This is a genomic window from Geobacillus thermodenitrificans subsp. thermodenitrificans DSM 465, from assembly GCF_000496575.1.
Taxonomy (GTDB): Bacteria; Bacillota; Bacilli; order Bacillales; family Anoxybacillaceae; genus Geobacillus; species Geobacillus thermodenitrificans.
On sequence record NZ_AYKT01000018.1, the window covers coordinates 19,967 to 42,739 of the forward strand.

Annotated in this window: 20 protein-coding genes; all 20 read left to right on the plus strand. The window is 47.9% G+C overall.

Annotation, left to right across the window (positions count from 1 at the left end):
• Positions 1 to 44 precede the first annotated feature (44 nt).
• The 20 genes from DSM465_RS0115150 (at position 45) to DSM465_RS0115245 (ending at position 22,627) form a co-directional block, all read left to right on the plus strand.
• A complete protein-coding gene (locus tag DSM465_RS0115150) occupies positions 45 to 584 on the plus strand; it encodes a TRAP transporter small permease (RefSeq protein WP_369802845.1) in 540 nt (179 codons plus the stop codon).
• Positions 585 to 1,868, plus strand: coding sequence for a TRAP transporter large permease subunit (locus tag DSM465_RS0115155; RefSeq protein ID WP_029761711.1), 1,284 nt, complete (start codon positions 585 to 587; stop codon positions 1,866 to 1,868).
• 34 nt (positions 1,869 to 1,902) lie between these two features.
• Positions 1,903 to 2,949: a TRAP transporter substrate-binding protein gene (locus DSM465_RS0115160; protein WP_029761712.1), complete on the plus strand. Its 1,047-nt coding sequence runs from the start codon at positions 1,903 to 1,905 to the stop codon at positions 2,947 to 2,949.
• A gap of 118 nt (positions 2,950 to 3,067) precedes the next feature.
• Positions 3,068 to 4,321 carry a nickel pincer cofactor-dependent isomerase, group 22 gene (locus tag DSM465_RS0115165; RefSeq protein WP_029761713.1) on the plus strand — a complete coding sequence of 418 codons (1,254 nt, stop codon included), beginning with the start codon at positions 3,068 to 3,070 and terminating at the stop codon, positions 4,319 to 4,321.
• 26 nt (positions 4,322 to 4,347) lie between these two features.
• Positions 4,348 to 6,549, plus strand: a complete 2,202-nt coding sequence (locus DSM465_RS0115170; RefSeq protein ID WP_029761714.1) for a dihydroxy-acid dehydratase domain-containing protein — start codon at positions 4,348 to 4,350, stop codon at positions 6,547 to 6,549.
• A gap of 110 nt (positions 6,550 to 6,659) precedes the next feature.
• Positions 6,660 to 7,436 (plus strand): IclR family transcriptional regulator, encoded by a 777-nt coding sequence (locus DSM465_RS0115175; RefSeq protein WP_011887572.1) that lies wholly within the window; start codon positions 6,660 to 6,662, stop codon positions 7,434 to 7,436.
• A gap of 75 nt (positions 7,437 to 7,511) precedes the next feature.
• Complete coding sequence (locus tag DSM465_RS0115180; RefSeq protein ID WP_011887571.1) at positions 7,512 to 8,408, plus strand: fumarylacetoacetate hydrolase family protein; 897 nt, start codon at positions 7,512 to 7,514, stop codon at positions 8,406 to 8,408.
• A gap of 35 nt (positions 8,409 to 8,443) precedes the next feature.
• Positions 8,444 to 9,910 (plus strand): alpha-ketoglutaric semialdehyde dehydrogenase GucD, encoded by a 1,467-nt coding sequence (gene gucD / locus DSM465_RS0115185; protein ID WP_008879968.1) that lies wholly within the window; start codon positions 8,444 to 8,446, stop codon positions 9,908 to 9,910.
• A gap of 130 nt (positions 9,911 to 10,040) precedes the next feature.
• Positions 10,041 to 10,865 carry an ATP-dependent sacrificial sulfur transferase LarE gene (gene larE / locus DSM465_RS0115190; RefSeq protein ID WP_029761715.1) on the plus strand — a complete coding sequence of 275 codons (825 nt, stop codon included), beginning with the start codon at positions 10,041 to 10,043 and terminating at the stop codon, positions 10,863 to 10,865.
• The gene (gene larB / locus DSM465_RS0115195) at positions 10,862 to 11,671 is read left to right on the plus strand and encodes a nickel pincer cofactor biosynthesis protein LarB (RefSeq protein WP_029761716.1); all 810 of its coding nucleotides are present in this window, start codon (positions 10,862 to 10,864) and stop codon (positions 11,669 to 11,671) included. Before larE ends, larB begins: the two co-directional genes overlap by 4 nt.
• Positions 11,668 to 12,903 (plus strand): nickel pincer cofactor biosynthesis protein LarC, encoded by a 1,236-nt coding sequence (gene larC / locus DSM465_RS0115200; protein ID WP_029761717.1) that lies wholly within the window; start codon positions 11,668 to 11,670, stop codon positions 12,901 to 12,903. Before larB ends, larC begins: the two co-directional genes overlap by 4 nt.
• Positions 12,904 to 13,097: 194 nt before the next feature.
• The gene (locus DSM465_RS0115205; RefSeq protein ID WP_029761718.1) at positions 13,098 to 14,042 is read left to right on the plus strand and encodes a dihydrodipicolinate synthase family protein; all 945 of its coding nucleotides are present in this window, start codon (positions 13,098 to 13,100) and stop codon (positions 14,040 to 14,042) included.
• A 15-nt stretch (positions 14,043 to 14,057) separates the two neighbouring features.
• On the plus strand, positions 14,058 to 15,011 hold the full coding sequence (locus tag DSM465_RS0115210; protein ID WP_011887568.1) for a U32 family peptidase: 954 nt from the start codon (positions 14,058 to 14,060) through the stop codon (positions 15,009 to 15,011).
• A gap of 21 nt (positions 15,012 to 15,032) precedes the next feature.
• Entirely contained in the window at positions 15,033 to 15,353 is a 321-nt protein-coding gene (locus tag DSM465_RS0115215; RefSeq protein ID WP_029761719.1) for a UxaA family hydrolase, read from the plus strand.
• Positions 15,325 to 16,491: a UxaA family hydrolase gene (locus DSM465_RS0115220; RefSeq protein ID WP_029761721.1), complete on the plus strand. Its 1,167-nt coding sequence runs from the start codon at positions 15,325 to 15,327 to the stop codon at positions 16,489 to 16,491. Before DSM465_RS0115215 ends, DSM465_RS0115220 begins: the two co-directional genes overlap by 29 nt.
• 57 nt (positions 16,492 to 16,548) lie before the next feature.
• A complete protein-coding gene (locus DSM465_RS0115225) occupies positions 16,549 to 17,508 on the plus strand; it encodes a sugar kinase (protein ID WP_029761722.1) in 960 nt (319 codons plus the stop codon).
• Between the two features lie 12 nt (positions 17,509 to 17,520).
• On the plus strand, positions 17,521 to 18,177 hold the full coding sequence (locus DSM465_RS0115230; RefSeq protein ID WP_029761723.1) for a bifunctional 4-hydroxy-2-oxoglutarate aldolase/2-dehydro-3-deoxy-phosphogluconate aldolase: 657 nt from the start codon (positions 17,521 to 17,523) through the stop codon (positions 18,175 to 18,177).
• Positions 18,178 to 18,181: 4 nt separating this feature from the next.
• The gene (gene dgoD / locus DSM465_RS0115235) at positions 18,182 to 19,330 is read left to right on the plus strand and encodes a galactonate dehydratase (protein WP_008879978.1); all 1,149 of its coding nucleotides are present in this window, start codon (positions 18,182 to 18,184) and stop codon (positions 19,328 to 19,330) included.
• A 63-nt stretch (positions 19,331 to 19,393) separates the two neighbouring features.
• Positions 19,394 to 20,398, plus strand: coding sequence for a C-terminal binding protein (locus DSM465_RS0115240; protein WP_008879979.1), 1,005 nt, complete (start codon positions 19,394 to 19,396; stop codon positions 20,396 to 20,398).
• A gap of 513 nt (positions 20,399 to 20,911) precedes the next feature.
• Positions 20,912 to 22,627, plus strand: coding sequence for a sigma-54-dependent Fis family transcriptional regulator (locus DSM465_RS0115245; protein WP_029761724.1), 1,716 nt, complete (start codon positions 20,912 to 20,914; stop codon positions 22,625 to 22,627).
• Positions 22,628 to 22,773: the final 146 nt, after the last annotated feature.

A 22,773-nucleotide genomic window follows, 5' to 3' on the forward strand; every position in this document is an offset into this window, starting at 1 on the left:
TAAGAAGAATCGGGAAAATATTAGATACCACGTTGAATGTATTGATGGCGGTAGCGCTTGCCTTTATGTGTATTTTAGTATTCGGCAACGTTGTGTTGCGGTACGGATTCAACTCCGGTATCACCTGGTCGGAAGAAATGTCTCGCTTCCTTTTTATTTGGCTGTCGTTTTTTGGAGCTATTGGTGCTTTAAAGGATAACAACCATTTGGGCGTCGACATCTTGCTGAAGAAACTACCGCCCCGCGCCAAGCAGGTTGTTTTTATCATCAGCAATGCCATCATCCTTTACGTGCTCTACTTGCTTCTTGACGGAAGCTGGAAAATTACGCTCAGCAGTATCGGAAGCCGGGCTCCGGCGACCGGCTTGCCGATGGCGTTTATTTATGGAACCGGGCTTGTCGTGAGTATTGGCATGGGCATCGTCACTTTGTTTCATATTTATCAGGCGCTGTTTCGTCCCGAAGCGATTGATGAGCTGACGAGAATGAAAGAATCGGAAGAAGAAATCATCGCCGTTGCTCACAGTGAGGCAACAGAGCTGCCACAGGAACGAAAACAGGACGCCGTTGGAGGTGAGAGGTAGATGGCGTTAGTTGTGTTTATCGGATCGCTCCTTGGCGTGATGGCGATCGGGATGCCGATTGCGTTTGCGTTGCTCGTCAGCGGGGTTGCACTCATGTTTTACCTGAATATTTTTGATACACAAATCATCGCCCAAAACTTGATCAGCGGAGCGGACAACTTCCCGCTGATGGCCATTCCATTCTTTATTCTCGCTGGGGAGTTGATGAACGCTGGGGGCATTTCAAAGCGGATCGTCCGCTTTGCCTTGGCGCTTGTCGGCCACATCCGCGGCGGGTTGGGGTATGTTGCCATTATCGCTGGCGTTTTATTTGCCGGCCTGTCTGGTTCCGCGGTAGCTGACACGGCAGCGCTCGGCGCCATTCTCATCCCGATGATGGTCAAGGCTGGATACAATCGCAACCGTTCGACAGGCCTCATTGCCGCCGGGGGCATCATTGCTCCGATCATTCCGCCGAGCATTCCGATGATCCTTTTCGGGGTGACTAGCGGGGTGTCGATTACGAAGCTGTTTATGGCCGGCATCGTCCCAGGCATTTTGCTTGGGATTATCTTGGCGGTTTGCTGGTGGCTGGTGACCCGGAGAGATCAATTGGAAGTGCTTCCACGCCAGTCGGCGAAAGAGATTTGGCAGGCGGCTCGTGAAGCGTTTTGGGCGCTGTTGTTGCCGGTGATTATCGTCGGTGGGCTTCGCGGAGGAGTGTTTACGCCGACAGAGGCTGCGGTAGTAGCCGCTTTTTACGCCCTGTTTGTCGGTTTGTGCATTTACCGGGAACTGAAAATCCGGAATTTGTTCCATGTGCTCGTGGCCGCGTCAAAAACGACGAGCGTCGTCATGTTTTTGGTGGCAGCAGCTATGGTGTCAGCGTGGCTGATCACAGTTGCCAATATTCCGTCCATTGTCACGGATGTGTTGGCGCCGTTTATAGAACATCCGTTGGTGCTTTTGTTAGCCATTAATGCGCTGGTGTTGTTGGTCGGGACGGCGATGGATTTGACGCCGACGGTGCTTATTTTAACTCCGGTGCTTATGCCGATTATCGAAAAAGCAGGGATCGATCCGGTGTATTTCGGGGTGCTGTTTATTCTAAACTGCAGCATCGGGTTGCTCACCCCGCCGGTTGGTACGGTGCTAAACGTCGCCTGCGGAGTCGGGAAAATCGGGATGGAAGACATTCTGAAGGGGATTTGGCCGTTCTTATTAGCGGAAACGCTTTTGCTTCTGTTGCTCATTTTCTTCCCATCGCTCGTCACTGTGCCACTTGAGTGGTTTGCGGGCAATTGATAAATGCCATTTATAACTAGGGGGATTGAAACCGATGAAAAAGAGGAATGTACTTAGAAAGATGATGGCTGGCTGTATGGCCATGGGGTTGCTTTTCTTGACTGCCTGCAGCTCAGGAACGACCCAAGGGAGCGGTACAGACAAGGGGATCCAACAACGGGTAATAAAGGCGGGCATCGGCCTAAACGAAGACCATCCCGAAGGCCAAGGATTGCTTAAGTTCAAAGAGATTGTTGAGCAGAAAAGTGGCGGAAAATTAAAAGTTCAAACATACTTCAGCGCTACTTTGGGCGATGACTTAAAAATGACGGAAGCGCTTCAAGCCGGCACACAAGAAATCACGATCCCGTCTACTTCGCCATTGGTTGGAATTATGAAGGAATTTGGTATTTTTGATTTTCCGTTTCTCTTTAACACACCCGAAGAAGCGGATGCCATTTTGGACGGACCGATAGGCCAAAAACTATTGGAAAAACTGCCTGAATATGGATTGGTAGGACTTGGCTATTGGGAAAACGGATTCCGTCATGTAACGAATAGCAAACGTGCTATCGAGACAGCGGATGACTTTAAAGGATTGAAATTACGGACAATGCAAAACGAAGTGCATATTGATGCGTTTAAAGAACTTGGTGCCAATCCGACGCCAATGCCTTTCTCGGAAGTGTTCACTGCATTGGAAAGCCATACGATTGATGGTCAAGAAAATCCGTTGGCAACGATTAAGTCGAACAAGTTTTACGAAGTGCAAAAACATTTAAGCTTAACCAAACACGTTTATACTCCGTTTGTGTTCCTTGTTAGCAAGAAGTTTTGGGATACGCTGTCGTCTGAGGAACAAAAGATTTTGCAGGAAGCTGCCATCGAAGCAGGGAAATATCAACGGCAGCTAAGCCGGGAAGAGGATCAAAAAGCATTGGATGAGTTGAAAAAGACAGGCGTAAAAATTAATGAAATTAGCGATCAAGAACGTCAAAAAATGGCGGAAATCATTCAACCGGTTGTTGAAACATATGCAAAAAAATTCGGAGACGATCTTGTAAACGAACTATACAACGAGTTGGATAAAATTCGCCAGTAAGCAGTAGTGAAGTTGGTGGTTGTTAGGTCGAGGGGGGGCAATGAGCTGTATTTGCCCTCTCCCTTTCTAAAATGTGCTAAGGATCGAGCGAACAATTCAAAGGTTGAGGGAAGAATAGATGAAAATCATTAATGATATGCTCAAACATATTCCCATTCCTAAAATGGTAAAGGTAAGACAACATTTCTATGCCCCGGAGATTTCCAATGTTCCTGAGGCAGTCCGCCAAAGCATCAAGGAGGCTGACGTCCTCGAGCGGATTTCCCCAGGCGACCAAGTCGCCATCGCTGTCGGAAGCCGCGGGATTGCCGATATACCGACGATTGTCCGGGAAGTCGTGAGCGCAGTCAAGCAGGCGGGCGGCAACCCGTTTATCGTGCCGGCAATGGGGAGCCACGGTGGGGCGACAGCGGAAGGGCAGAAAGAGGTGTTGGCCCATTTAGGGGTGACGGAAGAGTTTGTTAGGGCGCCGATCCGTTCAAATATGGATGTTGTTAAAGTCGGAAGGTTGGAAAATGGACTGCCTGTCTACATAGACAAACTGGCATACGAAGCAGACAAAATTATCGTCGTCAATCGGGTCAAGCCCCATACAGCGTTTCGTGGACCTGTTGAAAGCGGGTTGATGAAGATGATTACGATTGGTCTCGGCAAGCAAAAAGGTGCGGAAGCAGCCCATCAGTATAGTTTCAAATACATGGCACGGCATGTGGTGGATATGGCGAAAATTGTAATACAGAAGGCGCCGATTATTTTTGGCGTTGCAGTGTTAGAGAATGCGTATGACCGTCCCGCCAAAATTGTGACGGTGCCAGCTGAGCAATTTGAAACGGTGGAGCCTGAACTGCTCATTGAGGCCAAATCGCTTATGCCGAGAATTATGTTTAACCCGATTGACGTGCTTGTCGTCGATGAAATCGGAAAAGATATTTCCGGAGACGGAATGGACCCAAACATTACAGGTCGGTATGCGACCCCTTATGCAAGCGGCGGTCCGGACATTGCGCGGATCGTCGTGTTGGGGCTGTCGGAAAAAACAGATGGCAATGCCAACGGAATCGGTCTAGCCGATATTACAACCAAAAAAGTAAAAGAACAGATCATCTGGGAAAAAGGGTATGCAAACGCTCTGACAAGCACGGTCGTCTCCGTCGTCAAATTGCCCATGTTCTTAGACACAGAAGAACTGGCAGTGAAAGCAGCGATTAAAACATGTAATGCCTTTGATATCAAAAAAGTAAGAATGGTCAGGATCAAAAATACATTGGCACTTAGGGAGATTTGGATTTCTGAAAGTCTTTTAGATGAGGCATATCGAACAGAAGGAATTGAGATTTTATCAGCGCCAATGGCGATGGACTTTTCAAATTAAATCATATGGGGCGAGGAGGATTTGAAATGGCGGCGGTTGTTTATCCACGTATTGAAAGCCAGATCAACCCATACCGCGATAATGTTCAAGGGAAGGCGAATGAGCCAATATGTGTAGCCGGATTGCTCGACCGTTCAAAACAAATTTTAGGTTCCGAGTTAAAAGGGATGCAGCCAGACTGGACGTTAGAGGAAATCTACGATCGGCTGCACCACAACGCCCCCCGGATTGCGATCATAGGGGGATCGCCGGACCATCCCGCGCACATCATGGATTTTCAAACGATTGCCCGGGCAGCCATTCGGATTTGGCAAAACGGGGGAGTGCCGTTTCAGTTTTCGACACCGGTCATGTGCGACGGAACGGCGCAGAGCAACCAAGGAATGAGCTATTCGCTGCAAAGTCGCAATGCGGTGGCGCAAATGATCGTGAACCAGTTGGAAGCCCATAGCTACCACGGTGCTTTTGTCATTCAAGGATGCGACAAGCAGCCGCTCGGCGTCGTCAGCGCTTTGGCACATCTTGACCGTGTCCGTCGGGAGCGAGGAGAGGCGCCTTTCTTCGCCACCTTTGCGCCAGCCCATGTATTACAAGGAGGGACGATCCCACCCAAGCTGTATGCCGAACTGGAGGAAGTCGCCCGACGGGCGGAATTAGCCGGGGAAGAAGACATCGCGTATGATTTGCGGGATGCACTGGCATATATTTTACAATGTTCTTCCAACACAGCTTTTCAAGGAGTGCTTGAGCGGGCAAGAGGAAAAGGAATCATTACAAAAGAGCAGCACGAAGACTATGAAAAACGATTGGCTGTAGCGACATGTGACAGCCAGGGCGGCGTTTGCGCCTTTAACGGAACCGGCAACAGCTCTCGGCATTTAATCGCCGGATTAGGCTTGGTCCATCCTGCTTTGGAACTGTTGACGGCCCCGCCGACACAAGAACAGATTAACGCGGCCCTCGACAGCTTTGTCGATTTAATGAATGATCCGGTGTATGGTGTGGCCAATCTTATGGCGGCCAATATTAAAAACGCGATTCGCATTCATAGCGCCACCGGCGGATCAACGAACATTATGATGCATATTGTGGCAGCCATGCTGTATGGGGGATATCGGTTCGATTTGTGGGAGTACGACCGCATCCACCATGAAGTACCGGTTCCTGATTTGTTTGACTACAGTTTAACGGAAGGAAGAGATATTTTCGCGTTGGCGGTTCAATGCTGCAGCGGGAAAATAAGGGGAATGGAAACCGTATTCCATGAATTAATGAGTAATGGGGTGCCGATGGATATCGATGCCCCAACTGTCACCGGGACGACTTGGCGGGAAAGACTCGCCGTCAATCAAGCGCAGTTGTCAGCCGAGAACGTCGAAAACAACCCGATCATTTTGTCTAAGCCGAGACGGCCGTTTAGCGGCGTCGACGTTCTATCAGGGAACTTTTTTGAAAGTGCGGTCGTGAAAATCAGCGGTATGTCGACAAAACAAATTGATGAGTTTGACAAGAAAATTGCCTTTGTCCTGTATTATGAAAACGAGGATGAGGCGAATGAGGGGCTGCTCGACGTTCACTTGCTTGAAAAGTTGAAGCAGAGCCGTTGCTTCCGTCATCAAAGCTTGATCGCTGCATTGAAACATAACGCCCCGCATTGGTTTGAGGAATGGAAACATCGTGAATATGATGATTTGTTTGATGCGATGGTGAAAGAAGGGGCGTTAAAAATCGCAGTAGTCATCGCTGGCCAAGGACCGGAAGCGTTCGGCATGCCAGAAATGTTCACCCCGATGCAGCATATTAATGCGAACCGCCAGTTAAAACGGCTTGCCACTCTGATCAGTGACGGGCGTTACTCCGGTGTCACATATGGGGCGGCTATCGGGCACATGACTCCCGAAGCGATTCGCGGGGGAGGGATTTTGTACTTAAAGACAGGAGATCTCCTATATATTGGCCTTCGCGAACGGAAAATCGAATTCGTCAATGAAGGGGCGTTCCAACATGGGAAACTTGTATTCGAGTTTGAAGGGGTGAAACAGGAAAGAGAAGAAATCGCCAATCAACGCATGGCCAACATGCGTCAACGTCAACGGCGCATTGCAGCAAGCAACCGGCTAATCGGACATACCGACGCTGCCCATGGCGTTGTTCCGCTCCACATTGCCGAAGAGGCGGTATATGATTACAAAAAGGATATCATTCTTCCAACAGTGAAAAAATCATAACGGGTGGACCGAAGTGATTCGAGCTTTTCACCCTCCTGTATTATAATAGAACCAAGGCAAATTCCCTGATTGCATAGTCCGCAAAACTTCTAGAAAAGAGGGTGAAAGCATTGCCATTAATCCAAGCAGTCGATCGAGCTCTTCGTATTTTAGATTTGTTCGACGAGTACGAGACTGAACTCAAAATTACCGATATTAGTGAACGTATGCAGCTTCATAAAAGCACGGTACATTCGTTGCTGAAAACGCTGCAGCACCACCATTATATTGAGCAAAATCCAGAGAACGGAAAATATCGGTTAGGCATGAAGCTGTTTGAGAGAGGAAACTTAGTGATTCGTCATCTCGATATTCGCTCTGTTTCCAAGAAATATTTAATTGACATTTCGATGAAAACAGGGAACACGGTGCATCTTGTTATTCTCGATGGAAAAGAAGGAATTTATATCGACAAGGTAGAGGGAACGTCCGGAACAGTTTTGTACTCAAGAATTGGAAGGAGAGTTCCTATTCACAGCAGTGCGGTAGGAAAGGTGCTGGTGGCCTTCAAAAGTGATAAGGAACTTAAAGAACTTTTAAATGGCTATGTGTATAAGCGCCATACCGCCAATACAATTACTAGTGAAGAGGAATTCCTTAAAGAACTCGAACGAGTTCGGAGCAGCGGCTATGCTTTGGATAGAGAGGAAAATGAACCGGGAATTACTTGTGTCGCTGTTCCGATTCGTGACCATTCGAGGAATGTTATTGCAGCGATCAGCATGTCCCAGCCTTCTGCCAAAGTAAATGATACTGTGCTAAACGAAGAAATTCAGCTGCTGCAAAGGGCAGCGGAACAGATCTCGACAGAAATGGGATATGTCCAACATGGCCATTTGTCTGTGTAATATGGCCATTTCTTTCTAACAAAATGATAAAACAGAGTTTTTTAATATAAAACAAGTAATAAGGGGAGAGGCTTTATGAGAGTGATTCGCTATGTCGAGGATTCGTGTGTTGTATTGGCTGCAGTGACGGATGACAATGCTGTGCATCCGCTTCCGTTTACTGAGTTTATGGATGTGGTTCGTGAGGCAAAGCGTCACCAACTGTCTACGTTCCGCTACATCCAAACGCTCATCAGCGGAAAACGGGGGATTGAAAAAGAGGTGGCTGAGCTGAATTTGCTCGTTCCGGTTGTCGCTCCTGAGGTATGGGCTTCGGGAGTCACCTACGAAAAAAGCCGTGAGGCAAGGAACTATGAAACGTCTGAAAAAACAACCGGACAGGAGACGTGCTACGACCGGGTATACCACGCGGAAAGGCCGGAGATCTTTTTTAAATCCACCGCAGCCCGAACGATTGGCCCGAACGCTCCCATTTATTTGCGAAGTGATTCGAACTGGCAAATTCCTGAGCCCGAGGTAGGGTTGGTGATCACAAGGGAAGGCGAAATTGTCGGGTATACGATCGGAAACGACATGAGCTGCCGGGATATCGAGGGGGAAAACCCGCTGTATTTGCCGCAGGCGAAAATATGGAAACATTCGTGCGCCATTGGACCTGCCATCCGCCTGGCGGAGACGGTAGAAGATCCATACAACCTGCAAATGACTTGCCGGATTTACCGCAACGACCAACTTGTTGTGGAAGAAAGTGCGAATACAAGACAGTTGAAAAGAAGATACGATGAGTTAGTCTCTTTCTTGATTCGCGATAATGAGGTGTTTGATGGCACTGTATTATTAACGGGCACATGCATTGTTCCGCCTAACCAGTTCACCCTCCAAGAAGGGGATCGGATTGAAATTGAGATCCCTGAGATCGGGGTGTTGTCCAATCCAGTTCAATCGTTGGCCCAACAGGCAGTGGCCAACTAAAAATAAACGATAAAAGGAGAAGGGGAGAAGAGAAGATGAAGGTACAAACAGAAATCAAAACGTATTTCAACTACATTAACGGCAATTGGGTCAGTTCAGTGAGCAACAACGTAGAACCGAGCATCAATCCGGCCAATCGCCATGACATCGTCGGATATGTTCAACGCTCGACGTTAGAGGATGTCAACGAGGCGGTAACCGCAGCGAAGCAGGCGCAAACATCATGGTGGAAACGGTCCGGCGTCGAGAGAGGAGAGTATTTGTACAAAGCGGCTCACATTTTAGAACAACGTCTCCAGGACATTGCCGAAACAATGACAAGGGAAATGGGGAAAACGCTTGCGGAAGCGAAAGCGGAGACGATGAGAGGCGTGCATATATTGCGTTACTATGCGGGGGAAGGAGCACGAAAAATCGGTGATGTGATCCCATCAAGCGACAGCGAGGGGCTCCTGTTTACGACCCGTGTTCCGCTCGGAGTTGTTGGGGTCATTTCGCCGTGGAATTTCCCTGTGGCAATTCCGATCTGGAAAATGGCGCCGGCGCTTGTATATGGGAATACCGTCGTGCTCAAACCGGCCAGCGAAACGGCGGTGACGGCGGCGAAAGTGATCGAATGCTTCCATGAGGCAGGTTTCCCAAAAGGGGTCGTTAATATGGTGTGCGGATCCGGATCGGTCGTTGGCCAAGGGATTGCGAACCACCCGGATATTGATGGCGTCACCTTTACCGGCTCGAACACGGTTGGAAAGCAAGTGGGGAGAGCGGCGTTTGAACGTGGGGCCAAATATCAGCTCGAGATGGGCGGAAAGAACCCGGTCATTGTGGCCAAAGATGCTGATTTGGATCTGGCGGTCGAAGGAACGATCAGCGGCGGTTTGCGTTCGACGGGTCAAAAATGTACAGCGACGAGCCGCGTCTTTATTGAACGGGAAGTGTATGAACCGTTTAAAGCAAAACTTCTCGAACGGGTGAAGCAGCTGAAAATTGGAAACGGACTGGACGCTGAAACATGGATGGGGCCGTGCGCGAGCGAATCGCAGTTCCATACGGTTTTGTCCTATATTGAGAAAGGAAAGTCCGAAGGAGCCAAGCTTATTTACGGTGGAAACCGATGCCTCGAAGGAGAACTGGCCAACGGCTTTTTTGTCGAGCCAACGATTTTTGAAGATGTGGATCTTCAGATGACGATTGCCCGCGAAGAAATCTTCGGCCCTGTGCTGGCGTTGATTCAAGTCGACAGTATTGAAGAGGCCATTAAACTGGCGAATGATACAGAGTACGGGTTGAGTGCCTCGATTTACACAAAGAATATTGGGAATGCTTTGGAATTCATCAAGGACATTGAGGCAGGGTTGATCAAAGTGAACGCAGAAACGGCAGGAGTCGAGTTTCAAGCGCCGTTTGGCGGAATGAAGCAATCAAGCTCCCATTCACGGGAACAAGGGCAGGCAGCTATCGAGTTTTTCACATCGATCAAAACAGTATTTGTAAAAGCTTAATTGCGCAGAAAAAATACCTCGATGATGATTTTCATGCGCTTTGGACGATAACAATAGGTGTCCCATTTCCTTGGGGCACCTTCTTGTCAAAAAGTTTAGAGACGGCCACAACAGAAAGGGGGAGAGCAGGTTGGCAGAACATTTATGGCAAAAGCGGGAACAGCTAGTTCATCTTCTCAAGGAGATGGGAAATGTATTGGTTGCTTTTTCCGGCGGGGTAGATAGCACATTTTTATTAGCAATGGCAAAAGAGGCGCTTGGTGATCAAGTGCTGGCTGTGACTGCTGTTTCCGAAACATTTCCGGCTCGTGAAGTACAACATGCGACTAAACTGGCTGAACAAATAGGAGTCAAACATATAAAAATCCAAATTCATGAACTGGAGAACGAGGATTTTGTCAAAAACGACCTCCATCGCTGTTTCCATTGCAAGCACAACTTGTACACTCATTTAGGGGAATTGGCTCGCAAATATGGCCACATGTACACTGTTGTTGATGGTTCCAATATGGATGATTTAGGCGAATACCGCCCAGGACTTCAGGCAGCTAGACAACTCGGAGTGCGGAGTCCGCTTCAAGAAGTGCAGCTTTACAAAAAGGAGATTCGTATTCTATCGAAAGAAATGGAACTGGAAACATGGGATAAACCGTCGTTTGCTTGTTTATCTTCCCGCATCCCTTATGGACAAAAAATTACAAAAGAGAAAATTGAGCAGCTTGATCAATCGGAAGAGTTCCTTTTAAATCTCGGCTTCCGCCAGATTCGTGTCCGCCACCATGGAGAAATAGCAAGAATCGAAGTGTTGCCGGAAGAAATGGAGATGGCGATCAAGTATCATCAGGCGATCTATCATAAACTGAAAGAGTTAGGCTTTTTATATGTAACTCTTGACCTTAGAGGATATAAGTCTGGAAGCATGAATGAGATGCTAGAAAAGGAAATGATGAAATGAGCGAAATTATAAAAGAAACGTTGAACAAGTTAAAAGAAGGAAGCATTTCAGTAGAGGAGGCATATCGAACACTAGCCTCCTATGATCATATCGGATATGCCACTTTAGATATTCAGCGGGAGAGAAGAAAAGGATTTCCGGAGATTATTTTTGGAGAGGGGAAATCAAAGGAACATTTGCTTGGTATTTTTGAACGATTAATGAAATTCCATCAAAAGGTGTTTGCTACACGTGTTGATTCAGAAAAAGCATCTTACCTAATGGCTACTCTCAAAGCGCGCTATCCAAAGGAACATTTTCAATACAGAGATGATTGTCATATTTTCTATTGGATTTCCCAGGATTATGTAGAAACAAAAAAACACGGGTATATCGCAGTTGTCAGCGCAGGAACGTCAGATGTTCCTATCGCCGAGGAGGCGGCAGTAACGGCTGAATTATTAGGATGCAAAGTGAAGCGAATATATGATGTAGGCGTTGCGGGTATTCACCGATTACTCGACAACATCGAGATGATTGAGCGTTCGAGTGTCGTCATTGTCGTTGCTGGGATGGAAGGAGCGCTTGCCAGCGTAGTCGGCGGGCTTGTTTCTAAACCAGTCATCGCTGTTCCTACAAGTGTGGGATATGGAGCTAGTTTCCAAGGGCTCTCAGCGTTGCTTACCATGTTGAATTCGTGTGCGAGCGGTGTTTCCGTCGTCAATATTGATAACGGGTTTGGCGCAGGATATTACGCTGCTACGATCATGGCTGTTATTGAGCAGGCTGTCGCCGAGGCCAAAACGTTAGGGAGAGAAGAAAAATGAGGATTTTGTACTTGGACTGTTTTTCCGGAATTAGCGGTGATATGACGGTCGGTGCTCTGGTAGATGCGGGTGTGCCGCCGGAGAAAATTGAGGCGGAACTGAAAAAACTGCCATTGTCAGGCTATCAATTGCGATGGGATAGAGTAGTAAAAAAGGGGATTTATGCTACAAAATTCGAGGTGATGATGCAAGAGAGTGCCATGGATCATCATGACCATGAGAGCCATCACGCCCATAGGCATTATTCTGATATTATCGATATGATTTGCCGCTCGGAGTTAAGTTCGGAAGTCAAAAAAAGAAGCAAACAAATTTTTCATTGCATCGCTGTTGCCGAGGCAAAAATCCATGGCATGCCTGTTGAAAAAGTTCATTTCCACGAGGTGGGGGCTGTTGATTCTATTGTCGACATCGTCGCTACAGCGGTTGCCCTTACGGAACTTAATGTCGATTATATTGTTTCTGCCCCTGTTCCGCTAGGATGTGGGTCGATTTGCTGTGCACATGGTACATATCCCGTTCCAGCCCCGGCAACGTTAGAAATTCTTCAAGGCGTGCCCATCCGATCTAGCCACTTGTCGTTTGAGTTAACAACCCCGACCGGAGCTGGGATTATCAAAAGCCAAGTGAACTCATACGGGCCTCTTCCTTCGATGAAAGTATCAGCAATTGGATATGGCGCTGGGGCGCGCGACTTGCCCGATCAACCCAATGTGCTGCGAGTAGTAATCGGAGAGGGGGCTCATGCACGAGCGGATAGTCTGTCATCATCCCATTTAGAAGAAGAGACCGTTTATATTCTTGAGTGCCAGCTCGACGATATGCCGGGAGAAGCGCTTGGATATGTGATGGATCGACTTTTTCAAAAGGGAGCACTCGATGTATATTATACTCCTGTTTTTATGAAGAAAAACCGTCCTGGCGTTCTGTTAACGGTTTTGGCTTCAGCACCTCATGTAGAACAGTGTGAGCAATTTGTGCTGAAAGAGACAACGACTCTTGGCATTCGAAAGGATATTTGGATGCGCAAGGTTTTAGAGAGAGAGGTCGTGTCTGTTGCTACATCGTATGGGAATATTCGCGTTAAACAGGCCATTCATCAAGGAAAGGTGATTAGGCAGATGCCAGAGTATGAGGATGTGAAAGAAGCAGCCCTCGCTCATCAAGCAGCGTTTCTAGATGTTTACGCAGAAGCTGCTCAACAGGCTAGAAAAAAGATAAAAGGAGAATGATGGATGGAGGTGGGAGTCGTTTCGACGTTAATCGCAGGTCTGTTCTTAGGGATACAGCATTTTTAGAAGAGTAGTGATTTAGCCAGTCATCTGGTGGCAAAAGACATTCATTGGAATGTTTTCTTTTGCTTCCGCTTTAGCCTTTCCCGTTATATTGGGGAAGATGCAGCCAAATGATGAGAGGGTGAGAGAGGATGGCTTGCAAGTGGAAAGGTATTATTCCCCCAGTTGTCACTTTATTCGATGAGAAGCGTGGGTTTGATTGGGAAGCCAACTATTTTCTTGCCGATTATTTGATCCAACAGGGAGTTCATGGGCTGCTCTATATGGGGAGCACAGGAGAGTTTTCCTCCTTAACATTCGAGGAGAGAAAAGTTTTCGCCGAAAGAATGGTACGATACGTAGATGGGCGTGTTCCGGTTTTGATTGGCACGGGTTCAACTTCATTAAAGGAGACGATATATTTATCACAACATGCTGAATCAATAGGAGCGAGCGGGGTGCTTGTTGTCAACCCATTTTATTGGAAATATACAGATCGTCAACTGTATGACTACTATACAAGTGTGGCGAAGAGCATTCGCATTCCGTTGTTGATTTATAATATCCCTTTGCTCACTGGACAGGATTTGTCTCCTGATCTTGTGTTAAGGTTGGCGGTCGAGCACGAGAATATTGTAGGAATCAAAGATACAACGGAGAAGCTGGGGCATATTCGGCAATTGATCCGTATTAAAGAACAAAGAGAAGATTTCGCCGTGTTTGCTGCTTTCGATGACCTTCTTCTTCCGTCCTTGCAAATGGGAGCTGCTGGTGCTATTAATGGCACAGCTGTTTTTCTGCCGGAGCTGTCGGTTCAGTTGTTTGAGAGTTTTCATGCCCAACAATATGAGGAGACGTTAAAGGCCAATGAATCAATCTTGAAGCTTATGGCAATTTACGAGCTTTCCCAACCGTTATATATCGCCATTAAAGAAGCGGTTCATCAGCTTATTCTTGGCCGACATACGGCGTTGCGGCCGCCTGTGAAGGAATGTGATGAGTTGGAAGATCATGTCCGGATATTTCTGAATAAAAATAACATTCAATCATATAGAGAGGCAAGGAATCGCCTTGTTTTTCCGAAAAACAGAAAATGAAAGGGTGTTAAAAACATGTTTATGAAAGAAACGAGGGAGTTTCTCGAATCGCTAGGCTATCCGTCGGGAGATTGCTATGATCTCCCCACTTCTTCCAAACGGTTCCCTGACGGGGCGCAATATCGGGTGGAAATTCCGAGTGTCGAAGGACCGCGGGCGTTGCAGGCTGTTCTTGAAGAGGCAGAACGTCTAGGGGTCACGATTCACCGGGTGTCGCAAGGGAGTGGAATCATGTTGTTGACGGATGAGGAGATTAGTGACATGTGTGAGATGTGTGCTAACCGTGGGATAGAGCTTAGCCTATTCGTCGGCCCGAGAGGCACGTGGGATATTAGTGCGCTGCCGTTCACTCCCTCTGGAAAAGCGGCTGGGCTTAGACATGAAGGAATGGATCAGTTAGTCTATGCTATTGAAGATTTGAAGAGGGCGGTGAAATTAGGGGTAAGAGGGGCATTGGTGGCGGATGAAGGGCTGCTGCTTCTGACAAAGGAAATGAAACAGCGAGGAATCTTGCCGCAAAATTTTGTCGTCAAAGTGTCAGTGCAAATGATGGCTTCCAACCCTGTATCGATCAAGCTGATGGAGCAGTTAGGGGCTGATACGTACAATGTTCCGACTGCTTTAACTTTGCCGAAGCTGGCGGCGATCCGTCAAGCGGTTGATCTGCCGCTCGATGTATATGTGGAAGCGCCTGATGGATTTGGCGGATTCATCAGACATTATGAAATTCCAGAGATCATTCGCATTTTAGCACCTGTTTATATTAAGTTCGGTTTACGCAATCACCCGGATGTCTACCCATCTGGAAAACACTTGGAATCCGTAAACATTGAGTTATGCCGGGAAAGAGTTCGGCGGGCGGCACTAGGCATGCGGATCATTGAACAATATAATCCCGAAGCCGTTACATCTAAATTAGGTGCTGAGGGATTGGGTGTTCCGGTTGTGATGGAAAATGCCGGGATTTGAACGAGGGGAAGGAGCGATACGATGTCTTCTTACCGGTTCGTTATATTAAACCAAAAGGATAATGTTGCTACTGCCTTGGACGATATTCCGGCGGGAAGCATAGTCAAAGTCACTCGTCAAGATCGAGAGTACGATATGACGATAAAACAAAACATCGAGTTTGGTCATAAGTTTGCGATTGTGTCGATCAAAAAAGGGGAAGACATTTTGAAATACGGAGAAGTGATCGGCGTCGCCTCTAGCGATATTGCGGAAGGGGAGCATGTGCACGTGCATAACGTTGAAGGAAAAAGGGGAAGGGGAGATAAGGAGCATGGAGACCGCTCAATTTTGGGGGTATAGACGCCCTGATGGCCGGGTCGGAGTTCGAAACCATGTGCTGATTTTGCCGACGATTGTCTGCGCGACCCAAGCAGCGAAACAGGTGACAGAGCTCGTCCACGGTACCGTCTCCTTCATTCATCAGCATGGGTGCGCTCAAGTTGGAGCCGATTATGAACAAACGTTCCGTACGTACGTTGGCATGGGAACGAACCCGAATGTGTACGGTGTAGTAGTGATGGGACTTGGCTGTGAAACTCACCAAGGAAGAAGCGTGGCTCAGGAAATTGCCAAAAGCGGCAAGCCCGTTGAGCTCGTGTCGATTCAAAACCATGGAGGAACCCTTGGCGCGATCGCTGAGGCGGCAAGAATTGCCGCTCAAATGGTGCAAGACGCTTCCGCTTTGGTGCGCGAACCGTTTGACGTCAGCGAATTGATCGTAGGAACTGAATGTGGGGGATCGGATGCATGTTCCGGGCTTTCCGCTAACCCAGCGGTCGGATATGTGAGCGATATGATCGTCGACCGAGGAGGAACAGCCATTTTAGCGGAAACGACAGAATTGATTGGGGCAGAGCACCTTCTAGCCAATCGGGCTGTAGATGACCGGGTGGCTAAAAAGGTGTACGAGGTGATCGAGGCCATGGAAAAGCGTGCGATTGCAATGGGAGTAGATATTCGTACTGGAAATCCGAGCCCCGGAAATCGAAAAGGAGGGCTTACAACTCTTGAAGAGAAATCGCTCGGGGCGGCGGCCAAGGCCGGGACGAGACCGTTGCAAGAGTTGATTCATTATGCCGAACGGCCAACGAAAAAGGGACTAGTCTGGATGGATACTCCTGGGCACGACATTGAACAGCTGACAGGGATGGTGGCTGGTGGAGCGCAAATTGTTCTGTTTACAAGTGGGCGCGGCACGCCGACCGGTTCGCCGATTGCGCCGGTTATTAAAATTGCGACGAATACTTCGATGTTTGAAAGAATGAGAGAAAATATGGATATCAATGCCGGTACGATCATTGAAGGGAAAGAGTCGCTTGAGTCAGTGGGAAGAAGGATTTTCGATGAACTGCTTCTTACTGCTTCAGGGAAATTGACTAAATCTGAGATTTTAAAACAGCATGATTTTGGCATTTGGAGAATCGGCCCAACATTTTAATCTCACCTAACCGTTTTTCATATCGCTAGGTAAAGCGAATACGCGGAGGGACTCATTATGAAAGAACTCGATGTGGTAACATTCGGAGAAACAATGGTCTTATTGACGTCCGAACCGATGACTCCGCTTGAGTATAGCAGCCATTTTTATAAGCAAATCGGGGGAGCGGAATCGAATGTTGCCATCGGATTGCAAAGGCTTGGCCATTCTGTCGGTTGGTTTAGCAAACTAGGAAATGATCCATTCGGAAGATATATTCATAAATTTGTGAGAGGCGAAGGAGTTGATACGTCTCGCTGTATTTATACCGATGAAGCCCCGACCGGAATTTTCTTCAAAGAAAAACGTTCGTCCACCGATATCAAAGTATATTATTACCGTAAACAATCAGCAGCTAGTTTGTTGTCTCCGGACGATTTGGATGAGGAGTATATTGGCCGCGCGAAGTTTCTTCATCTGACAGGGATTACCCCTGCTCTTAGCTTGTCTTGCCGGGCAGCCGTTTTTAAAGCTATAGAAATCGCAAAGAAATACAAAGTAAAAATCGTTTTTGATCCTAACATTCGCCTCAAGCTATGGACGCTCGAAGAGGCAAGACCTGTACTGCTGGCAATAGCGGCGGAAGCAGATGTTGTTTTGCCAGGGCTTGACGAAGGCGAATGGTTGTCTGGCCGGAACACGCCCGAGGAGATCGCACGCTTTTTTGGCAACGAGAAGCTGGTCATTATCAAACTAGGGGAGCAAGGAGCGTATTATCGGTTTAAATGTGAAAGTGGATATGTCAAAGGGTTTGCCGTGCCGCAACTTGTAGATCCGGTAGGAGCAGGAGACGGTTTTGCAGCCGGAGTGATTAGCGGGCTTTTACGGAATGAGTCGATTCCTGATGTCGTGAAGCGCGGAAATGCAGTTGGGGCGATCGTTGTAGGGATAAACGGGGATGTGGAAGGACTGCCAAACGAGGGAGAGCTCGAAGAATTTTTACAAGGCGCCGTACATCATCGAGATGTGAAGCGATGAGGGGGAGGGACAATGGATAAAATTTTCCATTTAAACCGGTTAAAAACGGTCAAATTGGTGGCGGTGATTCGAAAACCGAAACGGTCGCAAATATTTCAGATTGCTGAGGCTCTTATCGCTGGAGGAGTCGAGGTACTCGAAGTGACGGTTGATACGCCAGGCAGTTTTGAGATGATTGCTGCGCTGAAGGAAGCGTTCGGAGCAAAGGCGACCATCGGTGCAGGGACAGTCTTAGATGCCGAGACCGCGAAGAGAGCCATCGAAGCCGGTTCAGACTTTATTTTTTCACCTATTTTTGATCAAGAGACGATCTCTTTAACGAACCGATACGGAAAAATTTCCATTCCCGGTGTGATGACGCCGACTGAAATCGTTAAGGCTTATCAGATGGGAGCTGATCTTTTGAAAGTATTTCCGGCAGGCTCCTTAGGTCCCCAATATTTTAAAGAGTTAAGAGGACCGTTAGGGCATATTCCGTTGATGCCGACAGGTGGTGTAACGTTGGAGAATGCAGCGGAGTTTATCCGCAACGGCGCCGCAGCCATAGGAGTCGGCAGTGCTTTACTGGATAAACGGGTCATTGAGGAAGGGAGATTCAACCTTCTTACAGAAACGGCAAAGAGATTTGTCGAAACGGTTAGAAACGCAGCCGTAAGAGAGGTGGAATAGGAACGTGAAGATTACGAAGTTCGAGACTTTTCTTGTCCCACCTCGATGGTTGTTCCTAAAAATCAGTACGGATGAAGGAATTGCTGGATGGGGTGAACCGATTGTTGAAGGGAGAGCCAATACCGTACGAGCGGCAGTAGAGGAGCTAGGCGATTATTTAATCGGAAAGGATCCATTAGCGATTGAGGATCATTGGACCGTCCTTTACCGGGGGGGATTTTACCGTGGGGGCCCTGTTTTAATGAGCGCCATCTCTGGGATTGACCAAGCGCTTTGGGATATCAAAGGGAAATACTTCAATGCCCCGGTTCATCAACTGCTCGGCGGCCCGGTTCGCCATTCCATTCGGGTTTACAGCTGGATTGGCGGCGATCGCCCAAGCGACGTTGCCGAGGCGGCAAAAAAAGCGAAAGAAGCAGGATTTACAGCGGTGAAAATGAATGCGACCGAGGAGCTTCAATATATTGATTCTTATAAAAAGATTGACGAAACGGTTGAAAGGGTGGCTGCAGTGCGCCAAGTGGTGGGCAAAGAGTTCGGGATTGGCATCGATTTTCACGGACGCGTTCATAAACCAATGGCAAAAATTTTGGCAAAAGAGCTTGAACCGTATCATCCGCTGTTTATCGAAGAACCTGTATTGCCAGAACATAATGAAGCATTAAAGGAGATCGCCAAGCACACCACTATCCCCATTGCCACCGGAGAACGGATGTTTTCCCGTTGGGATTTTAAAACGATTTTATCCGAGGGCTATGTTGATATGATTCAGCCGGACCTTTCCCATGCTGGCGGAATTACTGAAGTGAGAAAAATTGCCGTGATGGCTGAGGCCTACGACGTCGCTTTGGCACCGCACTGCCCGTTGGGGCCGATTGCGTTAGCAGCCTCTTTGCAGGTCGATGCCGTATCTTATAACGCGTTTATTCAAGAACAAAGCCTTGGCATTCACTACAACCAAGGAAATGATCTCCTTGATTATTTAGTGGATCCTTCCGTCTTTGAATATCAAAATGGATATGTCAAAATCCCGCAAGGACCTGGATTAGGAATCGAGATTCATGAAGAGTATGTAAGGGAAATGAACGAGATTGGACACACCTGGAAAAATCCAGTTTGGCGCCATGTTGACGGTTCAGTTGCTGAGTGGTAGGGATACAGTGCCTACAGCAGCCCTCTAACTTCTACCGTTTTGTAGGGAATAGGGGAGGACAAAATGAAAAAGTACAAAGTAGTAGTGACAGACTATGAATTTCAAACATTGAAACCCGAGCAGGAAGTGCTTTCGCCGCTTAATGTCGATTTCGTAGCCGCTCAGTGTTACACAGAGGAAGAAGTCATCGCCGTTTGCAAGGATGCCGATGCTATTATCAACCAATATGCTCCGATATCTGCAAAGGTGATTGACCAATTAGAGAAATGTAAAGTGATTTCTCGGTACGGAGTCGGTGTCAACACTGTCGATGTGGACGCCGCCACTGAGAAGGGCATTATTGTAGCCAATGTAACGGACTATTCAGTAGATGAAGTATCAGATCATGCATTAGCATTGCTGCTTTCGTTAGCCCGAAAAATTGTTAAGTTAAATGACGAAGTGAAAAGTGGAGTATGGAATTTCAATGTCGGCAAACCAATTTACCGGTTAAGGGGAAGAACGCTCGGTCTTGTAGGGTTTGGAAGAATTCCTCAAGCGTTAGCGAAAAAGGCTCAATCTCTCGGCTTATATGTCATCGCCTATGATCCATATATTCCTGCGAAAGTGGCTAGGCAGTTCAATGTTCATTTAGTGGAACTCAACGATTTATTCCGGCAATCGGACTACATTTCTGTGCATGCCCCCTTAACCAAAGAGACAAAAGGTATGATCAGTGATGAACAGTTTCATCTAGCAAAAAAGGAACTAATCATTGTCAATACAGCCCGCGGTCCCGTTATTGATGAGTCATCTCTAATTCGCGCCTTGCAAGATGGGAAGATTTCCGGTGCGGGACTTGATGTCACCGAATACGAGCCGATTCACCCTGATAATCCTCTTCTTCAGATGGAGAATGTGGTGATTACACCCCATATTGCTTGGTATTCTGAGGAATCCGAAATGGAATTAAAACGAAAAACAGCTCAGAATGTTGCCGATGTACTATCAGGATGTTACCCAAGATATTTAGTCAATCCTCGTGTGAAAGAAAAGGTGCGCTTGAAAGTGAAAGAATCATATGTATAGGAAGATTTATTTCTCAATATATTCAATACGCAAATATCACCAGCGCCTTCATCGGCGCCAGCTGTCCGTAACAAGTGGAAGAAAACGTCAAGGCGGTCGATGTGGTGCTTAGCGAAGAAATGATTGAGAGAATAGAGGGGATTTTGGCGTAATCAGAAATGGAGACAGCTCGTGATGCCTGTCTCCTTTTTTCATGGACGAAACGTCCGCTTGTTATCAGCCTTCAGGCGGGCATTGTTGGTTATGATGTCTTGAGGGCTTAGTCATTTCATGGAGACGCGGTGTCAAATAGAGGGGCTCTTGCAAACATTGGATTCCATTTCTTCGTGAATGACAGGGGATAATGGTTTTTTTAGGTGGATGAAAAAATCGCTCGTCTAGCGATTCTTGAGGAAATCTTACGGATTTGTATGGCACCTCGCCGTCCACCACCATCCATCTTCCCAAGAAAAAAGGATTTTGGTCTCCAATGGCGAACGATATCGGAAGAGACAATGGTCAGGGGGGATGACGATGGCGATCAGTCATGGAACCTCGCTAGTCCTCGGCTGCCATCAAACTGTGCAAGAGGCCATCCAGCTCTTTTCAGAACACGGGATAGCGGCTGTTGATGTGGTTGATGAACATGGACGGAGCGTTGGACGATGCACGTGGCGGATGTTACTGCGGGCGATAGCGAAGGAAATGGACCGTATGGCGTTGATAGGAGATGTATTGGCCGCGTTTTCTATGGATGGTAAGACGGAGCCGAAAGAAGACAGCATGGAAACGTCCGACGGAGAAGGTGATTCGGGTGCGGCAGCCGAGCTTGAACGGCTGCGGCGCGAGTTGGAAGAGACGCACCGTCTAGCTGAAACGATGAAAACGGTGTTAGATGCGGCGTATGAAGGGGTCGTTGTCGTCGATGGAAACGGTATGGTGCGGGAAATTAACAGGGCGTACTGCCAGTTTCTCGGCATTCGCCGGGAAGACGCCATTGGGAAACATGTAACGGAAGTGATCGAAAATACTCGTTTGCACATTTGTGTACAATCCGGCATTCCGGAACGCGGATATATTCAAAAAATTTACGGTCAACCGATGGTCGTGCACCGCATCCCGATTTGGCGTGACGGCAAAGTAATCGGGGCAGTCGGGATGTTGATTTTTCAAGGGGTATCGGAAGTGTACGCCATTTTTCAACGTCTGCAAGAGCTGTCGCGCGAGGCAAGCAGGAAGGAGAAAAACGAGGCGGAAGCGTCAAAACAAGAGGTGGTTGCATCTGCTGCAGTAGGAGTTGAGCGCATCATTGGCCGTCATCCGACGATCGCTGCGGTAAAGCAGATGATTCGTCGGGCGGCGCGCGTGCCATCGACCGTATTGATTACCGGCGAAAGCGGAACGGGGAAAGAAGTGGTCGCGCGGGCGATCCATGAGGCGGGTGCGCATGCGGACGGGCCGTTTGTCAGTGTGAATTGCGCGGCCATCCCGGAAGCCCTTTTGGAAGCGGAGCTGTTCGGCTATGAGGACGGGGCGTTCACCGGTGCAAAAAAAGGGGGGAAGCCCGGCAAGTTTCAGCTCGCCCACGGAGGGACGCTGTTTCTAGACGAAATCGGTGATATGCCGCTTGCTATGCAGGCAAAAATTTTACGCGTGCTTGAGGAAAAGAAAGTGGAGAAAGTCGGCGGATTATCTGAGACAGAGGTGGATGTGCGCATCATTGCCGCAACGAACAAGCCACTCGAGAAGATGGTGCGGGACGGAACGTTTCGAGAAGATTTGTTTTATCGCTTAAATATTATCCGCATCCATCTCCCGCCGTTGCGTGAGCGGAAAACGGATATTCCGGCGCTGCTTGCTCATCACATGGAACGGCTTTGCCGGCAGTTTGGCGTTGTATCGAAATCATTTGCGAAAGAGGCGATGGAGGTGTTGATCAACTATTCATGGCCGGGCAACATTCGTGAGCTGGTCAATGTCGTCGAGTGGTTGATTAGTATGGTGGAAGGGGAGAACATTGAGCGTGAACATTTGCCTGCCTATTTGTCAACTATTCACCCATCGGTCACACCCATGCCGGATGGCGGTGCGAATATCGCTGACCGATGGAAAGAAATAGTCTATCAATCCGAACGTGAACGAATCGCCGCTGCTCTTGTTGCGGCGAATGGCAATAAGGCGGAAGCGGCAAGGAGGCTTGGCATTCATCGATCCACCTTATATGAGAAGCTGAAAAAATACGGGTTTTGAACGCCCTTCACCTACACAAGCGCCTAGAAGGCGGGGAAAAATCATCATCTCCCCCTTCGCACAGCCGCCTTCAAGCATAACGAAGATCAAGATGGATAGGATTTTTCAGTCGCCTTTTCTATGAAATTCCCCACTTTCTAAGTAGG

Excerpts from the sequence above, each read along its gene's own strand:
- DSM465_RS0115150 (WP_369802845.1), top strand. The coding sequence starts at position 45 with ATGGCGGTAGCGCTTGCCTTTATGTGTATTTTAGTATTCGGCAACGTT.
- DSM465_RS0115155 (WP_029761711.1), top strand. The coding sequence starts at position 585 with ATGGCGTTAGTTGTGTTTATCGGATCGCTCCTTGGCGTGATGGCGATC.
- DSM465_RS0115160 (WP_029761712.1), top strand. The coding sequence starts at position 1,903 with ATGAAAAAGAGGAATGTACTTAGAAAGATGATGGCTGGCTGTATGGCC.
- DSM465_RS0115165 (WP_029761713.1), top strand. The coding sequence starts at position 3,068 with ATGAAAATCATTAATGATATGCTCAAACATATTCCCATTCCTAAAATG.
- DSM465_RS0115170 (WP_029761714.1), top strand. The coding sequence starts at position 4,348 with ATGGCGGCGGTTGTTTATCCACGTATTGAAAGCCAGATCAACCCATAC.
- DSM465_RS0115180 (WP_011887571.1), top strand. The coding sequence starts at position 7,512 with ATGAGAGTGATTCGCTATGTCGAGGATTCGTGTGTTGTATTGGCTGCA.
- gucD (WP_008879968.1), top strand. The coding sequence starts at position 8,444 with ATGAAGGTACAAACAGAAATCAAAACGTATTTCAACTACATTAACGGC.
- larB (WP_029761716.1), top strand. The coding sequence starts at position 10,862 with ATGAGCGAAATTATAAAAGAAACGTTGAACAAGTTAAAAGAAGGAAGC.
- larC (WP_029761717.1), top strand. The coding sequence starts at position 11,668 with ATGAGGATTTTGTACTTGGACTGTTTTTCCGGAATTAGCGGTGATATG.
- DSM465_RS0115205 (WP_029761718.1), top strand. The coding sequence starts at position 13,098 with ATGGCTTGCAAGTGGAAAGGTATTATTCCCCCAGTTGTCACTTTATTC.
- DSM465_RS0115210 (WP_011887568.1), top strand. The coding sequence starts at position 14,058 with ATGTTTATGAAAGAAACGAGGGAGTTTCTCGAATCGCTAGGCTATCCG.
- DSM465_RS0115215 (WP_029761719.1), top strand. The coding sequence starts at position 15,033 with ATGTCTTCTTACCGGTTCGTTATATTAAACCAAAAGGATAATGTTGCT.
- DSM465_RS0115220 (WP_029761721.1), top strand. The coding sequence starts at position 15,325 with ATGGAGACCGCTCAATTTTGGGGGTATAGACGCCCTGATGGCCGGGTC.
- DSM465_RS0115225 (WP_029761722.1), top strand. The coding sequence starts at position 16,549 with ATGAAAGAACTCGATGTGGTAACATTCGGAGAAACAATGGTCTTATTG.
- DSM465_RS0115230 (WP_029761723.1), top strand. The coding sequence starts at position 17,521 with ATGGATAAAATTTTCCATTTAAACCGGTTAAAAACGGTCAAATTGGTG.
- DSM465_RS0115240 (WP_008879979.1), top strand. The coding sequence starts at position 19,394 with ATGAAAAAGTACAAAGTAGTAGTGACAGACTATGAATTTCAAACATTG.
- DSM465_RS0115245 (WP_029761724.1), top strand. The coding sequence starts at position 20,912 with ATGGCGATCAGTCATGGAACCTCGCTAGTCCTCGGCTGCCATCAAACT.